Origin of the sequence: Streptococcus sp. 2342 (assembly GCF_013276795.1) — a bacterium.
Taxonomy (GTDB): Bacteria; Bacillota; Bacilli; order Lactobacillales; family Streptococcaceae; genus Streptococcus.
In genome coordinates, this window is record NZ_VMLR01000002.1 from 127,014 (window position 1) to 140,611 (window position 13,598).

At 39.4% G+C, this 13,598-nt stretch carries 16 protein-coding genes; 4 read left to right on the forward strand and 12 right to left on the reverse strand.

The features are described from left to right. Positions 1-17 precede the first annotated feature (17 nt). The 4 genes from HT689_RS01790 to rpsP all read right to left on the reverse strand — a co-directional run bounded on the left by HT689_RS01790 (position 18) and on the right by rpsP (position 1,812). Positions 18-806, reverse strand: coding sequence for an alpha/beta hydrolase (locus tag HT689_RS01790; RefSeq protein WP_173226654.1), 789 nt, complete (start codon positions 804-806; stop codon positions 18-20). Between the two features lie 103 nt (positions 807-909). Continuing rightward, positions 910-1,236: a MazG nucleotide pyrophosphohydrolase domain-containing protein gene (locus HT689_RS01795; RefSeq protein ID WP_173226656.1), complete on the reverse strand. Its 327-nt coding sequence runs from the start codon at positions 1,234-1,236 to the stop codon at positions 910-912. 44 nt (positions 1,237-1,280) lie between these two features. Beyond that, the gene (kphA, locus tag HT689_RS01800; RefSeq protein WP_000379628.1) at positions 1,281-1,520 is read right to left on the reverse strand and encodes an RNA-binding protein KphA; all 240 of its coding nucleotides are present in this window, start codon (positions 1,518-1,520) and stop codon (positions 1,281-1,283) included. A 19-nt stretch (positions 1,521-1,539) separates the two neighbouring features. Continuing rightward, positions 1,540-1,812 (reverse strand): 30S ribosomal protein S16, encoded by a 273-nt coding sequence (rpsP, locus tag HT689_RS01805; RefSeq protein ID WP_000268760.1) that lies wholly within the window; start codon positions 1,810-1,812, stop codon positions 1,540-1,542. A gap of 687 nt (positions 1,813-2,499) precedes the next feature. Here rpsP and HT689_RS01810 point away from each other — a divergent pair. The 3 genes from HT689_RS01810 to HT689_RS01820 all read left to right on the forward strand — a co-directional run bounded on the left by HT689_RS01810 (position 2,500) and on the right by HT689_RS01820 (position 4,711). Continuing rightward, on the forward strand, positions 2,500-3,078 hold the full coding sequence (locus HT689_RS01810; RefSeq protein WP_173226658.1) for a DUF3796 domain-containing protein: 579 nt from the start codon (positions 2,500-2,502) through the stop codon (positions 3,076-3,078). Between the two features lie 2 nt (positions 3,079-3,080). Then, positions 3,081-3,305 (forward strand): helix-turn-helix transcriptional regulator, encoded by a 225-nt coding sequence (locus tag HT689_RS01815; protein WP_001041097.1) that lies wholly within the window; start codon positions 3,081-3,083, stop codon positions 3,303-3,305. A gap of 581 nt (positions 3,306-3,886) precedes the next feature. Then, positions 3,887-4,711: a peptidylprolyl isomerase gene (locus tag HT689_RS01820; protein ID WP_049521260.1), complete on the forward strand. Its 825-nt coding sequence runs from the start codon at positions 3,887-3,889 to the stop codon at positions 4,709-4,711. 139 nt (positions 4,712-4,850) lie between these two features. Here the strand turns inward: HT689_RS01820 and HT689_RS01825 are convergent, their stop codons facing one another. The 8 genes from HT689_RS01825 to HT689_RS01860 form a co-directional block, all read right to left on the reverse strand. After that, positions 4,851-6,392, reverse strand: a complete 1,542-nt coding sequence (locus HT689_RS01825; protein WP_173226661.1) for an ABC-F family ATP-binding cassette domain-containing protein — start codon at positions 6,390-6,392, stop codon at positions 4,851-4,853. 116 nt (positions 6,393-6,508) lie between these two features. Then, on the reverse strand, positions 6,509-6,982 hold the full coding sequence (locus tag HT689_RS01830) for a VanZ family protein (RefSeq protein WP_173226663.1): 474 nt from the start codon (positions 6,980-6,982) through the stop codon (positions 6,509-6,511). After that, positions 6,982-8,067 (reverse strand): 23S rRNA (adenine(2503)-C(2))-methyltransferase RlmN, encoded by a 1,086-nt coding sequence (rlmN, locus tag HT689_RS01835; RefSeq protein ID WP_125411228.1) that lies wholly within the window; start codon positions 8,065-8,067, stop codon positions 6,982-6,984. The genes HT689_RS01830 and rlmN overlap by 1 nt, the downstream gene beginning before the upstream one ends. Before the next feature lie 20 nt (positions 8,068-8,087). Then, positions 8,088-8,618, reverse strand: coding sequence for a YutD family protein (locus HT689_RS01840; RefSeq protein ID WP_033677505.1), 531 nt, complete (start codon positions 8,616-8,618; stop codon positions 8,088-8,090). 156 nt (positions 8,619-8,774) lie between these two features. Next, entirely contained in the window at positions 8,775-9,380 is a 606-nt protein-coding gene (gene sodA / locus HT689_RS01845; RefSeq protein WP_173226665.1) for a superoxide dismutase SodA, read from the reverse strand. Positions 9,381-9,479: 99 nt separating this feature from the next. Beyond that, positions 9,480-9,662: a hypothetical protein gene (locus HT689_RS09670; RefSeq protein WP_240148126.1), complete on the reverse strand. Its 183-nt coding sequence runs from the start codon at positions 9,660-9,662 to the stop codon at positions 9,480-9,482. 88 nt (positions 9,663-9,750) lie between these two features. Then, on the reverse strand, positions 9,751-10,788 hold the full coding sequence (gene holA / locus HT689_RS01855) for a DNA polymerase III subunit delta (RefSeq protein WP_173226667.1): 1,038 nt from the start codon (positions 10,786-10,788) through the stop codon (positions 9,751-9,753). A gap of 33 nt (positions 10,789-10,821) precedes the next feature. After that, the gene (locus tag HT689_RS01860) at positions 10,822-11,757 is read right to left on the reverse strand and encodes a dihydroorotate oxidase (protein ID WP_173226669.1); all 936 of its coding nucleotides are present in this window, start codon (positions 11,755-11,757) and stop codon (positions 10,822-10,824) included. Positions 11,758-11,986: 229 nt separating this feature from the next. On the opposite strand from HT689_RS01860, the gene gdhA reads away from it, so the two are divergent. Beyond that, entirely contained in the window at positions 11,987-13,333 is a 1,347-nt protein-coding gene (gene gdhA / locus HT689_RS01865) for an NADP-specific glutamate dehydrogenase (protein ID WP_173226671.1), read from the forward strand. The last annotated feature ends 265 nt before the right edge of the window (positions 13,334-13,598 follow it).

The following is a 13,598-nucleotide window of genomic DNA, read 5'->3' on the forward strand; positions in this document are numbered from 1 at the left end:
GTCTCCTTCTTTCCATCTTATACTGACAATTCTCGAATAATAGCCGCAATTTTTTCGGATTCAGACCACTGTAAATAATGGTGATTCCCTCCTAAAATGAGTTTAGTATTGGAAGTCCAATATTCTGATTCTCTGTACTCTTTTTCTCTATAAGCCTGACAAAAAATAAATACAGGGATATAAGATTCTATAGATACATTCTCAAAATCTTCCTCAGTAATCTCTCCAGATATCTGAAATCCTGGATCTTGATTTTCCAACTCTAAGCCTTTTTCTTGCATTATTTCCCAGATTTCTTTATTAATTTCAGGGCTAAATGTTGCTTGAGTTAAGTTCTTAAAATAAAGTTCAGGACCACACTCGTCAATCAGCCTCATCTGCTCTTCCATTTCTGGATAAGGATTTTCTAAAAAATCAGCAAACATGACGTTTTTAGTTGTCGGTTCAATTGCTAGTAAAGCCTGATACTTAATTGATTTGTTGAGCAATTTGCAAGCTAAAATTCCACTCAAACTATGTACACAAAGTATATATTCAGAAATCCCTAATTCTTCAAGTACTTCATAAACCGCATCTGCAAGATTATCTAGATTTTTTCCAGCTTGGTCATGAATCGGACTCCTACCTGTGTTCGGAAAATCAATTGTCAAATAACCAATTGTAGGAGGAAGTTTTTCAAGTATAAGTGAAAAATTTTCATAACTTGGTAGCAAACCTGCTCCATTTAAACAAACTAGCACTTTCTTTTGCTTTCGATAAGTAACAGAGAGACTACCAATTTTCGTATATACTTCAATCCTCTTCATAAAGAAATCCACTCGTTCTATATAATGAATTATTAAAAATCCTTATCCTTTATTTTATCACGTTCCAAGGATTTTCTCAAGTTGGAGGAAGGGGACAACATCTCTACTTTCCATTCAAAAATCCTTCCAAATCTCGTTCATGCTGATATTTGATAGCCGCCTTTTTGTCTTTTTCAAAAATGGTCTTGGTTAGATCTATGTCGTTGATGGCCGCAATTGCGACAGTGTAGTGAATGATATCAGCCAGTTCTTTTGCTAGTTCCTCGTTAGAATCTTGAACGCCCTCTTTTCGACCAGAGCGACCATTCAAAACTTCAGCTACTTCTCCGACTTCCTCCACTAACTTCATAAAGAGACCTTCCTCAGTTCGAGATTGCTGGTAATGTTCGAGTAGGTAGTCTTGTAATTGTCTAAACGTTAAATCCTTCATATCCTGCTCCTTGCAAAAAAAGCGAGACATCCGTCCCGCCCTTCTTATTTTTCGTCAATAACGATTCTTACTTTTTTGTCTTCAGTTGGGACAGAGTAGACAATCGTTCTTATCGCAGAAATAGTGCGACCCTTACGACCGATTACACGGCCCACATCGCTTTGATCAAGATCCAAATGATATTCCAAAAACTCTGGTGTATCTTCAATCTTGATAGTTAAGGTATCTGGTTGTGAAATCAAGGGTTTCACAATCGCAATAATGAGATTTTCAATCGTATCCATCTGTCAACCTACTTTAAACTTATTTTGAGAATTTAGAATCGTGGAATTTCTTCAATACACCTTCTTTTGAAAGGATGTTGCGAACTGTATCTGAAGGTTGAGCTCCATCAGCCAACCATGCAAGAACGCGGTCTTCTTTCAAAGTTACTTGGTTTTCAGCAACAAGTGGGTTGTAAGTTCCAACTGTTTCGATGAAACGTCCGTCACGTGGTGAACGTGAATCTGCTACGTTGATACGGTAGAAAGGTTTTTTCTTAGAACCCATACGAGTCAAACGGATTTTAACTGCCATTTTTAAAGTCTCTTTTCTTATTTTTTATTTCGGTGAAATAGCTGAGCTATTTAGCACATGTTCTATTATAGCAGATTTCTGACAGGTGTCAAGAAAAAAACTTGACAGACTATAAAATTTTTAAACCATTTATAAATTTGTTAGAAGTAGGAAATAAATGTTTGAAAGAGGCTATCAGTGAATACTATTTTAGAAAAATGTGATAAAAACCACCAAGTTAAGCCCTTCATCTCACCTGAACGTGATTTGAATGCTTGACTCCTAAATCCCAAGCGAAATATCAAGGATTTTAAGAATGATATCTACTAATTAATTCATAAAATATGAATGAATAGATTCTAAATAGAGGAATAATTTAGTTCTGTAAAAATTAACTTCTACACCTACAACGCCTATTCTGACAGACTTTGTAACAGTCTAAGAAAAAAAGTAGATATTCATACAGTATCTAGATTTTTCAAAAATTCTTTATCATCAAATATGATTAACGAAACTATCCAAACCAAATCCGATGCATTGCTTCAAAGAATTCTTTAGTTGTTTGACTATCATGGGCTTTTATTAAAAAATTTTTTCAAATAATTGCCACCTTGGCACATAAATTCTTGCTTTCCGAATTTAAATGTGATATATTTATAACATAAAATTTAAGTGTTATATATTTATAACACAAAAAAGGAGTCTATCATGAAAAAAAGTCAAAAAATGCATGGCCTCATTGCAATGATTGCCGTAGCTCTCTTTATTGATTTTATTGTTGTATTTGGTTCTAATCTTAGTTGGGGACCCAAGTTAGTTATTACTGGTATTTCAGTGTCAGGTCAAATTGTAGCTATATCGAGCTGGCTACATAAGAGTCAGAAAGGTAAGAGAAAAATTATTTTTGACTTGTCTGCTAAGCTTTACACGATACTTGTGTTTGCAGCAAGCATTTTTTATACAGTAGGAATTTGGGTTGCGACCCCAAGCGAAAGTTCTGGTATTAAAGAATGGATTTTGGGAATTGGCCTCGTTATTGAAGTGATTCTATTTGGTTTTTTCTCTTTAAAAAATGTCAAGGAAACTCCGGACGAACGCTTTTATGCTAATTTAGCAAAGGCAGCTAGCTTGATGTTGGTTTTTATACTAGGCGCACTGATGATCCTAGCAGTTATCATTGGGTATATGGGGCCTTTCACTCTTTACATGGGCCAGATCTTTATTAGCATAGCTACCTTGATTTGCATCTTTGCGGTTGTCTATCTTATCTTGGAACGGAGAGGATAAGCATGGCCAAAGAAAGTAAGATTATTACTAATCTCAAATCTGTTCGTGAGTCCACAGGCATGACCCAGCAGGAGTTAGCCGACCTCATCGGCATGCGACGCGAGACAATTCTGCACTTGGAAAATAACCGTTACAATCCTTCGCTGGAAATGGCTCTTAAAATTGCTCAGGTTTTTAATCTGAAAGTAGAAGACCTCTTTGAACTCAGACAGAAAGAGGAAGCATAATTCTTTTCGAGACCTAGTATTAAGTTCATTGATTAATTAGGAATTGAAGCCAAAAGAAAAAATCCTTTGAAAATGTGCTCTTTTAAAATATAGTATTTCTTTCGAATTAACGTTTACTAATTGTGATGCTTTACGAGCTTTCTTAAGATCTGGTTCCCAAAATACTTTGAGTACACTTATGGTATTGATACCCCTAAACATCTAAAAACTCTGGTAGAAAAAGGGTATGCTCTTGTCGAAACTTCTTTTGACTCACTTGACCATCTAAATACTACCATGAAAATGAATATTCTGAAAAGCAAGGGAATTACAGGACTTTCTAAAATGAAGGCTACCAATCTGGAGCAAGCCCTTCATGACCATTTTTCAGAAGAAGAATTAGCAATCGTGGCTACGAATTGACTCCAAAGGGGGAGCAGATACTGGAACAATACAAGGGAATTATCGACCGACATCCAAAGAAGAATCTCTAATCAAGTGATTTTTTAGTTGATTTTCTCTAAAATTGTCTTGTCACTAATATTTGAAATCCACTTCCTTTTAGGGTACAATGGTAGAAATAAATTTTTGAGAGGAACAGAATGAAAAAACTAGCAACCCTTCTTTTACTGTCCACTGTAGCCCTAGCTGGGTGTAGCAGCATCCAACGCAGTCTGCGTGGTGATGACTATGTAGATTCTAGCTTGGCCGCTGAGGAAAGCTCCAAAGCAGCAGCCCAATCTGCCAAGGAGCTAAACGATGCTTTAACAAACGAAAACGCCAATTTCCCACAACTATCTAAAGAAGTTGCTGAAGATGAAGCTGAAGTGATTCTCCACACAAGCCAAGGAGATATCCGTATCAAACTCTTCCCTAAACTCGCTCCTTTAGCGGTTGAAAACTTCCTCACTCATGCCAAAGAAGGCTACTATAACGGCATTACCTTCCACCGTGTCATCGATGGCTTCATGGTTCAAACTGGAGATCCAAAGGGAGACGGTACAGGTGGTCAGTCTATCTGGCATGACAAGGATAAGACTAAAGACAAGGGAACTGGTTTCAAAAACGAGATTACTCCTTATCTCTATAACATCCGTGGTGCTCTTTCTATGGCTAATACTGGTCAACCAAACACCAATGGCAGCCAGTTCTTCATCAACCAAAACTCTACAGATACCTCTGCTAAACTCCCTACAAGCAAGTATCCAAAGAAAATCATCGAAGCCTATAAAGAAGGGGGAAACCCTAGTCTAGATGGCAAACACCCAGTCTTTGGTCAAGTGATTGACGGTATGGATGTTGTGGATAAGATTGCCAAAGCCGAAAAAGATGAAAAAGACAAGCCAACGACTGCTATCACAATCGACAGCATCGAAGTGGTGAAAGACTACGATTTTAAACTCAATGAAAATCAAAGAGCAAACTAGGAAACTAGCCGCAGGCTGTACTTGAGTACGGCAAGGCGACGTTGACGCGGTTTGAATTTGATTTTCGAAGAGTATTAAATCTTAAAAACCTAAAAATACAGTACCCACATACGGTACTGTATTTCTTTTATCCTCATTTTTAAGTTAGATTATTAAAATCCCAGATTTGGTCCATCCAGCCTTCATAGAAGTCTGGTTCGTGGCAGACCATAAGAATAGATCCCTTGTATTCTTTAAGAGCACGTTTGAGTTCACCTTTGGCATCCACATCCAAATGGTTGGTCGGCTCGTCCAGCACTAAAACGTTGTTTTCACGATTCATCAAGAGACAGAAACGAACCTTGGCTTGTTCCCCACCTGACAAGACCTGAATTTGGCTTTCGATATGCTTGGTTGTCAAACCACAACGAGCAAGGGCTGCACGAACTTCTGCTTGGTTGAGAGCTGGAAAGGCATTCCAAACAGCCTCTAGTGGTGTTTGGCGATTGCCTCCTTCTACTTCCTGCTCAAAGTAACCAAGTTCTAGGTAGTCACCGCGTTCAACTTCCCCAGCGATTGGCGGGATAATGCCCAATAGAGACTTCAATAGAGTTGTTTTACCGATACCATTGGCACCAATAATAGCAACCTTTTGATTGCGTTCAAAGGTAAGATTTAAAGGCTTAGTGAGAGGACGGTCATAACCAATTTGCAAATCCTTGGCTTGGAAAATAAAGCGTCCTGGCGTACGAGCTGGTTTGAAATCAAAGGACGGCTTTGGTTTCTCACTTTGCAACTCGATAATATCCATCTTATCCAATTTCTTCTGACGAGACATGGCCATGTTTCGTGTTGCAACACGCGCTTTGTTTCGTGCGACGAAGTCCTTGAGGTCTGCAATTTCTTTTTGTTGACGTTCGTAGGCAGCCTCTAGCTGAGATTTCTTCATAGCATAGACTTCTTGGAACTGGTAGTAGTCACCAGAGTATCGTGTCAACTGTTGATTTTCCACATGGTAGACAATATTGATAACGTCGTTCAGGAATGGAATATCGTGTGAAATGAGAACAAAGGCATTCTCATAGTTTTGGAGATAGCGCTTGAGCCAGTCAATATGCTCAGCATCCAAGTAGTTGGTCGGCTCGTCCAAAAGCAAGATATCGGGCTTTTCAAGGAGGAGTTTAGCCAAAAGTACCTTGGTTCTTTGCCCACCTGACAAAGAGGTCACATCCGTATCCATGCCAAAGTCCATAACACCAAGGGCACGCGCTACTTCGTCAATCTTAGCATCCAAGGTATAGAAATCACGACTCTCCAGACGGTCTTGAAGTTCACCCACTTCTTCCATGAGAGCATCAACATCCGCACCGTCTTCAGCCATTTCCATATAAAGGTCATTGATACGAGCTTCTGCTTTAAAAAGCTCATCAAAAGCTGTACGGAGCACATCGCGCACCGACTGCCCTTCAGCAAGGACTGAGTGCTGATCCAAGTAACCAGCAGTCACATATTTGGACCACTCAACCTTCCCTTCATCTGGCAACATTTTACCAGTCACGATACTCATAAAGGTTGATTTCCCTTCACCATTAGCACCAACCAAACCGATATGTTCCCCCTTTAGGAGACGGAAGGACACATCTTCAAAAATTGCACGGTCACCAAAACCGTGACTCAGATTTTTAACTTCTAAAATACTCATTTTAATTCCTTATCTTGTTTTTATACTCTTCGAAAATCAAATTCAAACCACGTCAGCTTCACCTTGCCGTACTCAAGTACAGCCTGCAGCTAGCTTCCTAGTTTGCTCTTTGATTTTCATTGAGTATTATGTAATTGTTTATAGAGGAGCCAAGCCAGATAGCCACCCAAAGTATTGGTCCACAAATCATCAATCTCAAAGACGCGATTGAAATCAAAGAAAAAATCCAAGACTAACTGCGTACACTCGATTCCAAGACTCACTAGAAAACTAAAAAGAAGGACCTTTTTTGTTTTCCGCAAATTTGGAAGGAGATAAAGGAGTTGGAAAATTAGAGGAAAAAGTAAGAAGACATTGAGGATATTTTGTAGAAAAATCCAACATAATTGTCCTATGTCACTCACTTGGCCCAGTTTCCAGAGAGAATTGAAAGGAGTCAAAAGAAAAACCAGGCGTCCAAGATGCTGAATACCTGGAGTTTCCGCCCCCACGGGAGAATGTTCTTGAGGAGTAAAGCAAAAATAGACAATGCAAATGCTATAGAAAATGACTCCCCAGACCAAAACATGATTATAAGTTTTCTTCATCATTAAGGATTGACTGTTGCGACTGCTTTCTGGCGGTCACGTTTCATTGTATTGGAACGCAATTGTCCACAAGCTGCATCAATATCTGTTCCGTGCTCTTGACGAACCACACAGTTAACCCCTTTTTTCTTAAGCGTATCATAGAAAGCCAGGACTCGCTCTTTAGGACTACGGCTATATTGGTCATGCTCACTAACTGGGTTATAAGGAATCAAGTTTACATAAGACAATTTCTTGATATTCTTGAGCAATTCAGCCAATTCCAAGGCTTGTTCTACACCATCATTGACTTCATTGAGCATGATATATTCAAAAGTCACACGACGATTGGTTGTTTCGATATAATACTCAATAGCAGCAAAGAGTTTTTCAATCGGAAAGGCACGGTTAATTTTCATGATACTTGAGCGCAGTTCATTGTTAGGTGCATGAAGGGAAACGGCAAGATTGACCTGAACCCCTTCATTAGCAAAGTCACGAATTTTATGGGCCAAACCTGAGGTTGAAACCGTGATGTGACGAGCACCGATGGCCATTCCTTTATCATCATTGATAGTACGAACGAAATTTAAGACATTGTTGTAGTTATCAAATGGTTCACCAATTCCCATGACAACAATATGGCTGACGCGTTCGTCCTGACCACGCTCATCAAAGTATTTCTGAACCAGCATGATTTGCGCTACGATTTCACCGTTATTGAGGTCACGTTGTTTCTTAATCAAACCAGAGGCACAGAAGGTACAACCGATATTACAGCCCACCTGAGTGGTCACACAGACAGATAAACCGTAGTGTTGACGCATGAGTACTGTCTCAATCAGCATTCCATCTGGCAATTCAAAGAGATATTTAACGGTCCCATCAGCAGACTCTTGCACGATACGCTGTTTCAAGGGATTGACCACAAACTGATCATTAAGCTTAGCAATCAAATCCTTGGAAAGGTTGGTCATCTCTTCAAATGACTGGACACGTTTACGGTAAAGCCATTCCCAGATTTGATCTGCACGGAATTTCTTTTCTCCCTGCTCCAAAACCCATTCCTGCATGGTTTGACGTGTTAAACTATAAATTGACGGTTTCATTTCTTCTCCTTATTCTCTACTCACTTCTGACGAATGACAAAATGACGTTGCCCCTTGTCCTCTTTCTGAGAATGCTGGTCCTTCTGACGACGTCTATTTTTCTTATCTGCATTCGGTTTTCGTTTGGTTTGAGTCGGTTTCTTTCCTTTTTTAGAAGGTGTTTCTTCTTCCTTCTTACGCATTTTCTTGTCAAATGATGCTCGCTTAGGGGCTTCATTTTCTAAGACAAAATAGGCACAACCATAACTACAATACTCTAAAAGGTAGTCTTGTAAACGACTGATTTTTTCAAGTTTTTCTTCTGTTCGATCATCTTTGTAAAAACCTCGTAGGCGAAGCTGTTCGTTGCTCCAGTCTCCCACGATATAATCAAACTTGGTTAAGACTTCTGAAAAACGCTGATTAAAAGCCGTCACATCAAAGGCATCCTTGATATTTTCCACCAAGGAAAAAGCTATCCCTTCCGTTTCAACCTTGTCCCCGTGTAAATGGAACTCAGGACCAGGAAACTTGTTATAGTTGTATAATTCAGGTGCAATTTCTTTTCGCATAGATATCCCTTTTCCACGATTACTTAATACTTTATTCTACCATAATTTCTAGCAGTTAGCACGTTTCTCATAAAAATGAAAAAAGTCTGACGATTTTGTCAGACCAAAATAATATAACCTTAAAAAGAGAAGAACAATTCTTCCCTCCAACTATCATTATTTAGCAGCTGCGTACAATTCATCTACTTTGTTCCAGTTGATCACTGAGAAGAAAGCTTTGATGTAGTCAGGACGCACGTTGCGGTATTTCACGTAGTAAGCATGTTCCCAAACGTCCAAGCCCAAGATTGGTTTTTTACCTTCTGAGATTGGTGTGTCTTGGTTTGCTGTTGAAGTCACTTCAAGCTTCCCTTCTTTGTTGACAACCAACCATGCCCATCCAGAACCGAAACGAGTTGTTGCTGCTGCAGTGAAGGCTGCTTGGAAGTCTTCAAATGAACCAAATGTTGCATCGATTGCTGCTGCAAGTTCTGCTGATGGAGCTGTTTTTTCAGGAGTCATCAATTCCCAGAAAAGAGCGTGGTTCAAGTGTCCGCCACCATTGTTAATAAGCGCTTGACGGATATCAGCTGGGATAGATTCTACATCAGCAAGCAAAGCTTCAAGCTCTTCACCAATTTCAGGGTGTTTTTCAAGAGCTGCATTAGCATTGTTGACATAAGTTTGATGGTGTTTGTCATGGTGCAAGTGCATTGTTTCCGCATCGATGTATGGTTCCAAAGCGTCGTATGCATATGGAAGTTCTGGTAAGATAATAGCCATCTGTAATACCTCTTTTTCTTTCTATATGAAAATGATAACGCAAACATTCACTTTTTTCAAGTTTTTTGCTTATAGATAAGGAAATCACTGAGATACTTTCTAATAATACTCTTCGAAAATCTCTTCAAACCGCGTCAACGTCGCCTTGCCGTAGGTATGGTTACTGACTTCGTCAGTTCTATCCACAACCTCAAAACAGTGTTTTGAGCTGACTTCGTCAGTCTTATCTACAACCTCAAAGCAGTGCTTTGAGCAACCTGCGGCTAGTTTCCTAGTTTGCACTTTGATTTTCATTGAGTATAAAACAAGCAAATTAGCAAGAAACCCACGACAAAATAATATTGACGCGGGTTTTAGTTTCAAAAAAATGTCAATTGACCTGACTAGCAATCTGTAAGAGTGCCTTTTCAAAAAGGAAACTCTTTTCATAAAGACCTGTCTTAATCTGATAGTCTGTCTCAATCAAATAGGAAATAGCTTGCTTCAAAAAGCTCAAGGAAAGTCCTCTTGAATCTCTCAGCGCAAACTTGATTTGATAGGGATTGGGATTGCGTCCGAGAAAACTTCCTAAACTACTTGCAATCTGCGATTCTGTTTGCCCAGACTCCGCCAAAATCTTCACCTGAGTAAAAGTCCGAAATTGTCCCAGCATGACTGCAATCAGTTTGATTTCATCTTCACCTTGCAAGGTCAAGTCTCTAACCAAATCACGCGCCTGGTCCATCTTTTTAGTCAGAATAAACTGAGTTAAATCAAAAATATTGTCCTGCAAGGTCTTGGGAATAGCATTGACAATATCCTCTTCCTCGATAACAGAGTCTTCCTTATAGGACTGTAAAAAGAGGAGATTTTTCTGAATTTCGCTAAATTGAAAACCCGACTTGACGAGAAGATTTTCAAAAGAATGATTGGCAAACTGCAGACCTTGTTTCTGACTCCACTTTTGGAAATACTGGCGCAATTCTTGTTCTTTGGCTTCTACTGCATCAAAGACCTTGGCATCACGCTTAAGTAATTTAACCAACCGTCTTTTGCTATCCAGCTTTCCTTCTGCAAATATTATCAACTTGGTTGTTGGCGAAGGATTGTCAAGATATTCCTCAAACGACTTAAGCTCATCATCTGTTAAAAAGCGTTTCTTGGTTGTTGTAATATCGACAAAATGGTCTAATATCACGATTTTTTCATCGGCAAAGAAAGGAAGACTGACCAACTCCAGTTCCACATCCTTGTAGACCACTTCTTTCATATCAAAGTAGGCAAAGTTGAGGTCGGCAGAATCATACCCAATCTGTTTCAACACTTGACTCTTCATAACTTCAAACTGACCCTGGTCTGTCCCTGTAAAAAGGCTCAAACTAGGTAAATTTGATAAAGTCAACTTCTGACTTTCTTCAATAGCTAGCATCCTCTCTCCTTTCTTCTGATTTTTCGATTGAATTTAGTCAATATAGCGCAATTTCCCACGGAAATCTTCTAGGTTCTCGTACCCTTTTTCCACCATGATAGCTTTTAGTTCATTGGTAATACGTTCGAAAGCACCAACTCCTTCTTTGTGAAGGGTGGTTCCCACCTGTACCATACTTGCTCCACAGAGGATGTGTTCAAAGGCATCACGACCAGTCAACACGCCGCCTGTTCCAATGATTTGGATTTGAGGATTTAAGCGTTGATAAAAGGCATGAACATTAGCTAGAGCAGTCGGTTTGATATACTCACCACCAATGCCACCGAAACCATTTTTAGGACGAATAACGACGGACTCATTTTCTATATATAGGCCGTTTCCGATTGAGTTGACGCAGTTGACAAACTTAAGAGGATACTTATTGAAAATAGCTGCCGCTTGGTCAAAGTGAACAATGTCAAAATATGGTGGCAATTTAATTCCAAGAGGTTTGGTGAAGTAGGAAAATACTTCTGCCAAAATCCGGTCTGTTGTCTCAAAATCATAGGCAATCTGAGGTTTTCCTGGAACATTTGGACAGGAGAGGTTTAGCTCAGTCAGACCACGAAAATCACTCTCTTGGACTTTTTTCAAAATAGTATGGGTTTCCTCTGGAGACATACCAACTAGAGATAAGAAGAAAGTTCGATTTGGCTCTTTTTCCTGCAGATCCAAAAGGTAGTCCAGATAGTAGTCTAAGCCCTTGTTTGGCAAACCCATAGAGTTGATAGAACCAAGTGGAACATCTTGATAACGTGGTTCAGGGTTCCCCTGACGAAAGTCCAAGGTCGCAGTCTTTGTGACAAAGGTTCCTGCAACTGAGTTTTTAACCCCTTCTAGCTCCTCTATCGTCATACAAGCCACACCTGCTGCATTCATCAAACAATTGTCAAACTCAAAACCAGCAATTTGCGTTTTCGTTGATACCATGATTCTGATCCTCCAGATTCCTTTTATTGCTAATATTATACCATATTTTCAGATTTTCTCTTTGAGAAAGGCATTTATAAGAAAAACGTTCGTTTTTTATCTACTTTCAAAAAATCCCAAAAACCAAATTGAAAGAATTTTTAGAAAATTTTTGTTTTTTCTCTTTACAGTTAAAAAAAATTCTGCTATAATGACACACATAATTAAATTAGAATTTAAGGAGAACGATATGACATCTGCTAAAGAATATATCCAAAGCGTGTTTGAAACTGTAAAAGCTCGTAACGGGCACGAGGCTGAATTCCTCCAAGCTGTTGAAGAATTTTTCAACACTTTAGAACCTGTATTCGAAAAACACCCTGAGTATATCGAAGAAAATATATTGGCACGTATTACTGAGCCTGAGCGCGTGATTTCTTTCCGTGTTCCTTGGGTTGACCGTGATGGAAAAGTTCAAGTAAACCGTGGCTACCGTGTTCAATTCAACTCAGCTGTTGGACCATACAAAGGCGGACTTCGTTTCCACCCAACTGTAAACCAAGGGATCTTGAAATTCCTCGGATTTGAACAAATCTTTAAAAATGTCTTGACTGGACTTCCTATCGGTGGAGGTAAAGGTGGATCAGACTTCGATCCTAAAGGTAAAACAGATGCTGAAGTGATGCGCTTCTGCCAAAGCTTCATGACTGAATTGCAAAAATACATTGGGCCATCACTTGACGTACCTGCTGGTGATATCGGTGTAGGTGGACGTGAAATTGGTTATCTTTACGGTCAATACAAGCGTCTTAACCAATTTGATGCTGGTGTCTTGACTGGTAAACCTCTTGGATTTGGTGGTAGCTTGATTCGTCCAGAAGCAACTGGTTACGGTTTGGTTTATTACACTGAAGAAATGCTCAAAGCTAACGGTAATAGCTTTGCTGGTAAGAAAGTAGTCATTTCAGGTTCTGGTAACGTTGCCCAATATGCTCTTCAAAAAGCGACTGAACTTGGTGCAACTGTTATTTCTGTTTCTGACTCAAACGGCTATGTCATCGATGAAAATGGTATCGACTTCGATCTTTTGGTTGATGTTAAAGAAAAACGTCGCGCTCGTTTGACTGAGTATGCAGCTGAGAAAGCAACCGCTACTTATCATGAAGGTTCTGTATGGACTTACGCTGGAAACTATGATATCGCTCTTCCATGTGCGACTCAAAACGAAATCAACGGTGAAGCAGCTAAACGTTTGGTTGCTCAAGGCGTGATCTGTGTATCTGAAGGTGCCAACATGCCAAGCGACCTTGATGCCATCAAAGTCTACAAAGAAAATGGTATCTTCTACGGACCTGCAAAAGCTGCCAACGCTGGTGGTGTAGCCGTTTCAGCCCTTGAAATGAGCCAAAATAGCCTTCGCCTCTCATGGACTCGTGAAGAAGTTGATGGCCGTCTCAAAGACATCATGACAAACATCTTCAACACAGCTAAAACAACTGCTGAAACATATGGTCTTGATAAAGAATACCTTGCAGGAGCTAACATTGCTGCCTTTGAAAATGTAGCAAACGCTATGATTGCACAAGGTATTGTTTAAGATTCATTTGCTTAATCCTCAATCGCTTCGATTGGGGATTTTTAGTTGAGTTAAACAGTTGGTAAATTATTGTTAAATGAAATAAAAACCGAACAACTGGATTACGGAATTCAGACCAATTTCTAACAATGTTTTATAAAACTCGATGGACTATTCTAAATTCAATCTATTTTATACTTTTCGAAAATCTCTTCAAACCACGTCAGCGTCGCCTTACCGTATGTATATGATACTGACTTCGTCAGCTCTATCTGCAACCTCAAAA

Excerpts from the sequence above, each read along its gene's own strand:
- HT689_RS01790 (WP_173226654.1), bottom strand. The coding sequence starts at position 806 with ATGAAGAGGATTGAAGTATATACGAAAATTGGTAGTCTCTCTGTTACT.
- HT689_RS01830 (WP_173226663.1), bottom strand. The coding sequence starts at position 6,982 with ATGATGAAGAAAACTTATAATCATGTTTTGGTCTGGGGAGTCATTTTC.
- gdhA (WP_173226671.1), top strand. The coding sequence starts at position 11,987 with ATGACATCTGCTAAAGAATATATCCAAAGCGTGTTTGAAACTGTAAAA.
- sodA (WP_173226665.1), bottom strand. The coding sequence starts at position 9,380 with ATGGCTATTATCTTACCAGAACTTCCATATGCATACGACGCTTTGGAA.
- HT689_RS01825 (WP_173226661.1), bottom strand. The coding sequence starts at position 6,392 with ATGAGTATTTTAGAAGTTAAAAATCTGAGTCACGGTTTTGGTGACCGT.
- holA (WP_173226667.1), bottom strand. The coding sequence starts at position 10,788 with ATGCTAGCTATTGAAGAAAGTCAGAAGTTGACTTTATCAAATTTACCT.
- rlmN (WP_125411228.1), bottom strand. The coding sequence starts at position 8,067 with ATGAAACCGTCAATTTATAGTTTAACACGTCAAACCATGCAGGAATGG.
- kphA (WP_000379628.1), bottom strand. The coding sequence starts at position 1,520 with ATGGATACGATTGAAAATCTCATTATTGCGATTGTGAAACCCTTGATT.
- HT689_RS01860 (WP_173226669.1), bottom strand. The coding sequence starts at position 11,757 with ATGGTATCAACGAAAACGCAAATTGCTGGTTTTGAGTTTGACAATTGT.
- HT689_RS01840 (WP_033677505.1), bottom strand. The coding sequence starts at position 8,618 with ATGCGAAAAGAAATTGCACCTGAATTATACAACTATAACAAGTTTCCT.
- HT689_RS01795 (WP_173226656.1), bottom strand. The coding sequence starts at position 1,236 with ATGAAGGATTTAACGTTTAGACAATTACAAGACTACCTACTCGAACAT.
- HT689_RS01820 (WP_049521260.1), top strand. The coding sequence starts at position 3,887 with ATGAAAAAACTAGCAACCCTTCTTTTACTGTCCACTGTAGCCCTAGCT.
- HT689_RS01810 (WP_173226658.1), top strand. The coding sequence starts at position 2,500 with ATGAAAAAAAGTCAAAAAATGCATGGCCTCATTGCAATGATTGCCGTA.
- HT689_RS01815 (WP_001041097.1), top strand. The coding sequence starts at position 3,081 with ATGGCCAAAGAAAGTAAGATTATTACTAATCTCAAATCTGTTCGTGAG.
- rpsP (WP_000268760.1), bottom strand. The coding sequence starts at position 1,812 with ATGGCAGTTAAAATCCGTTTGACTCGTATGGGTTCTAAGAAAAAACCT.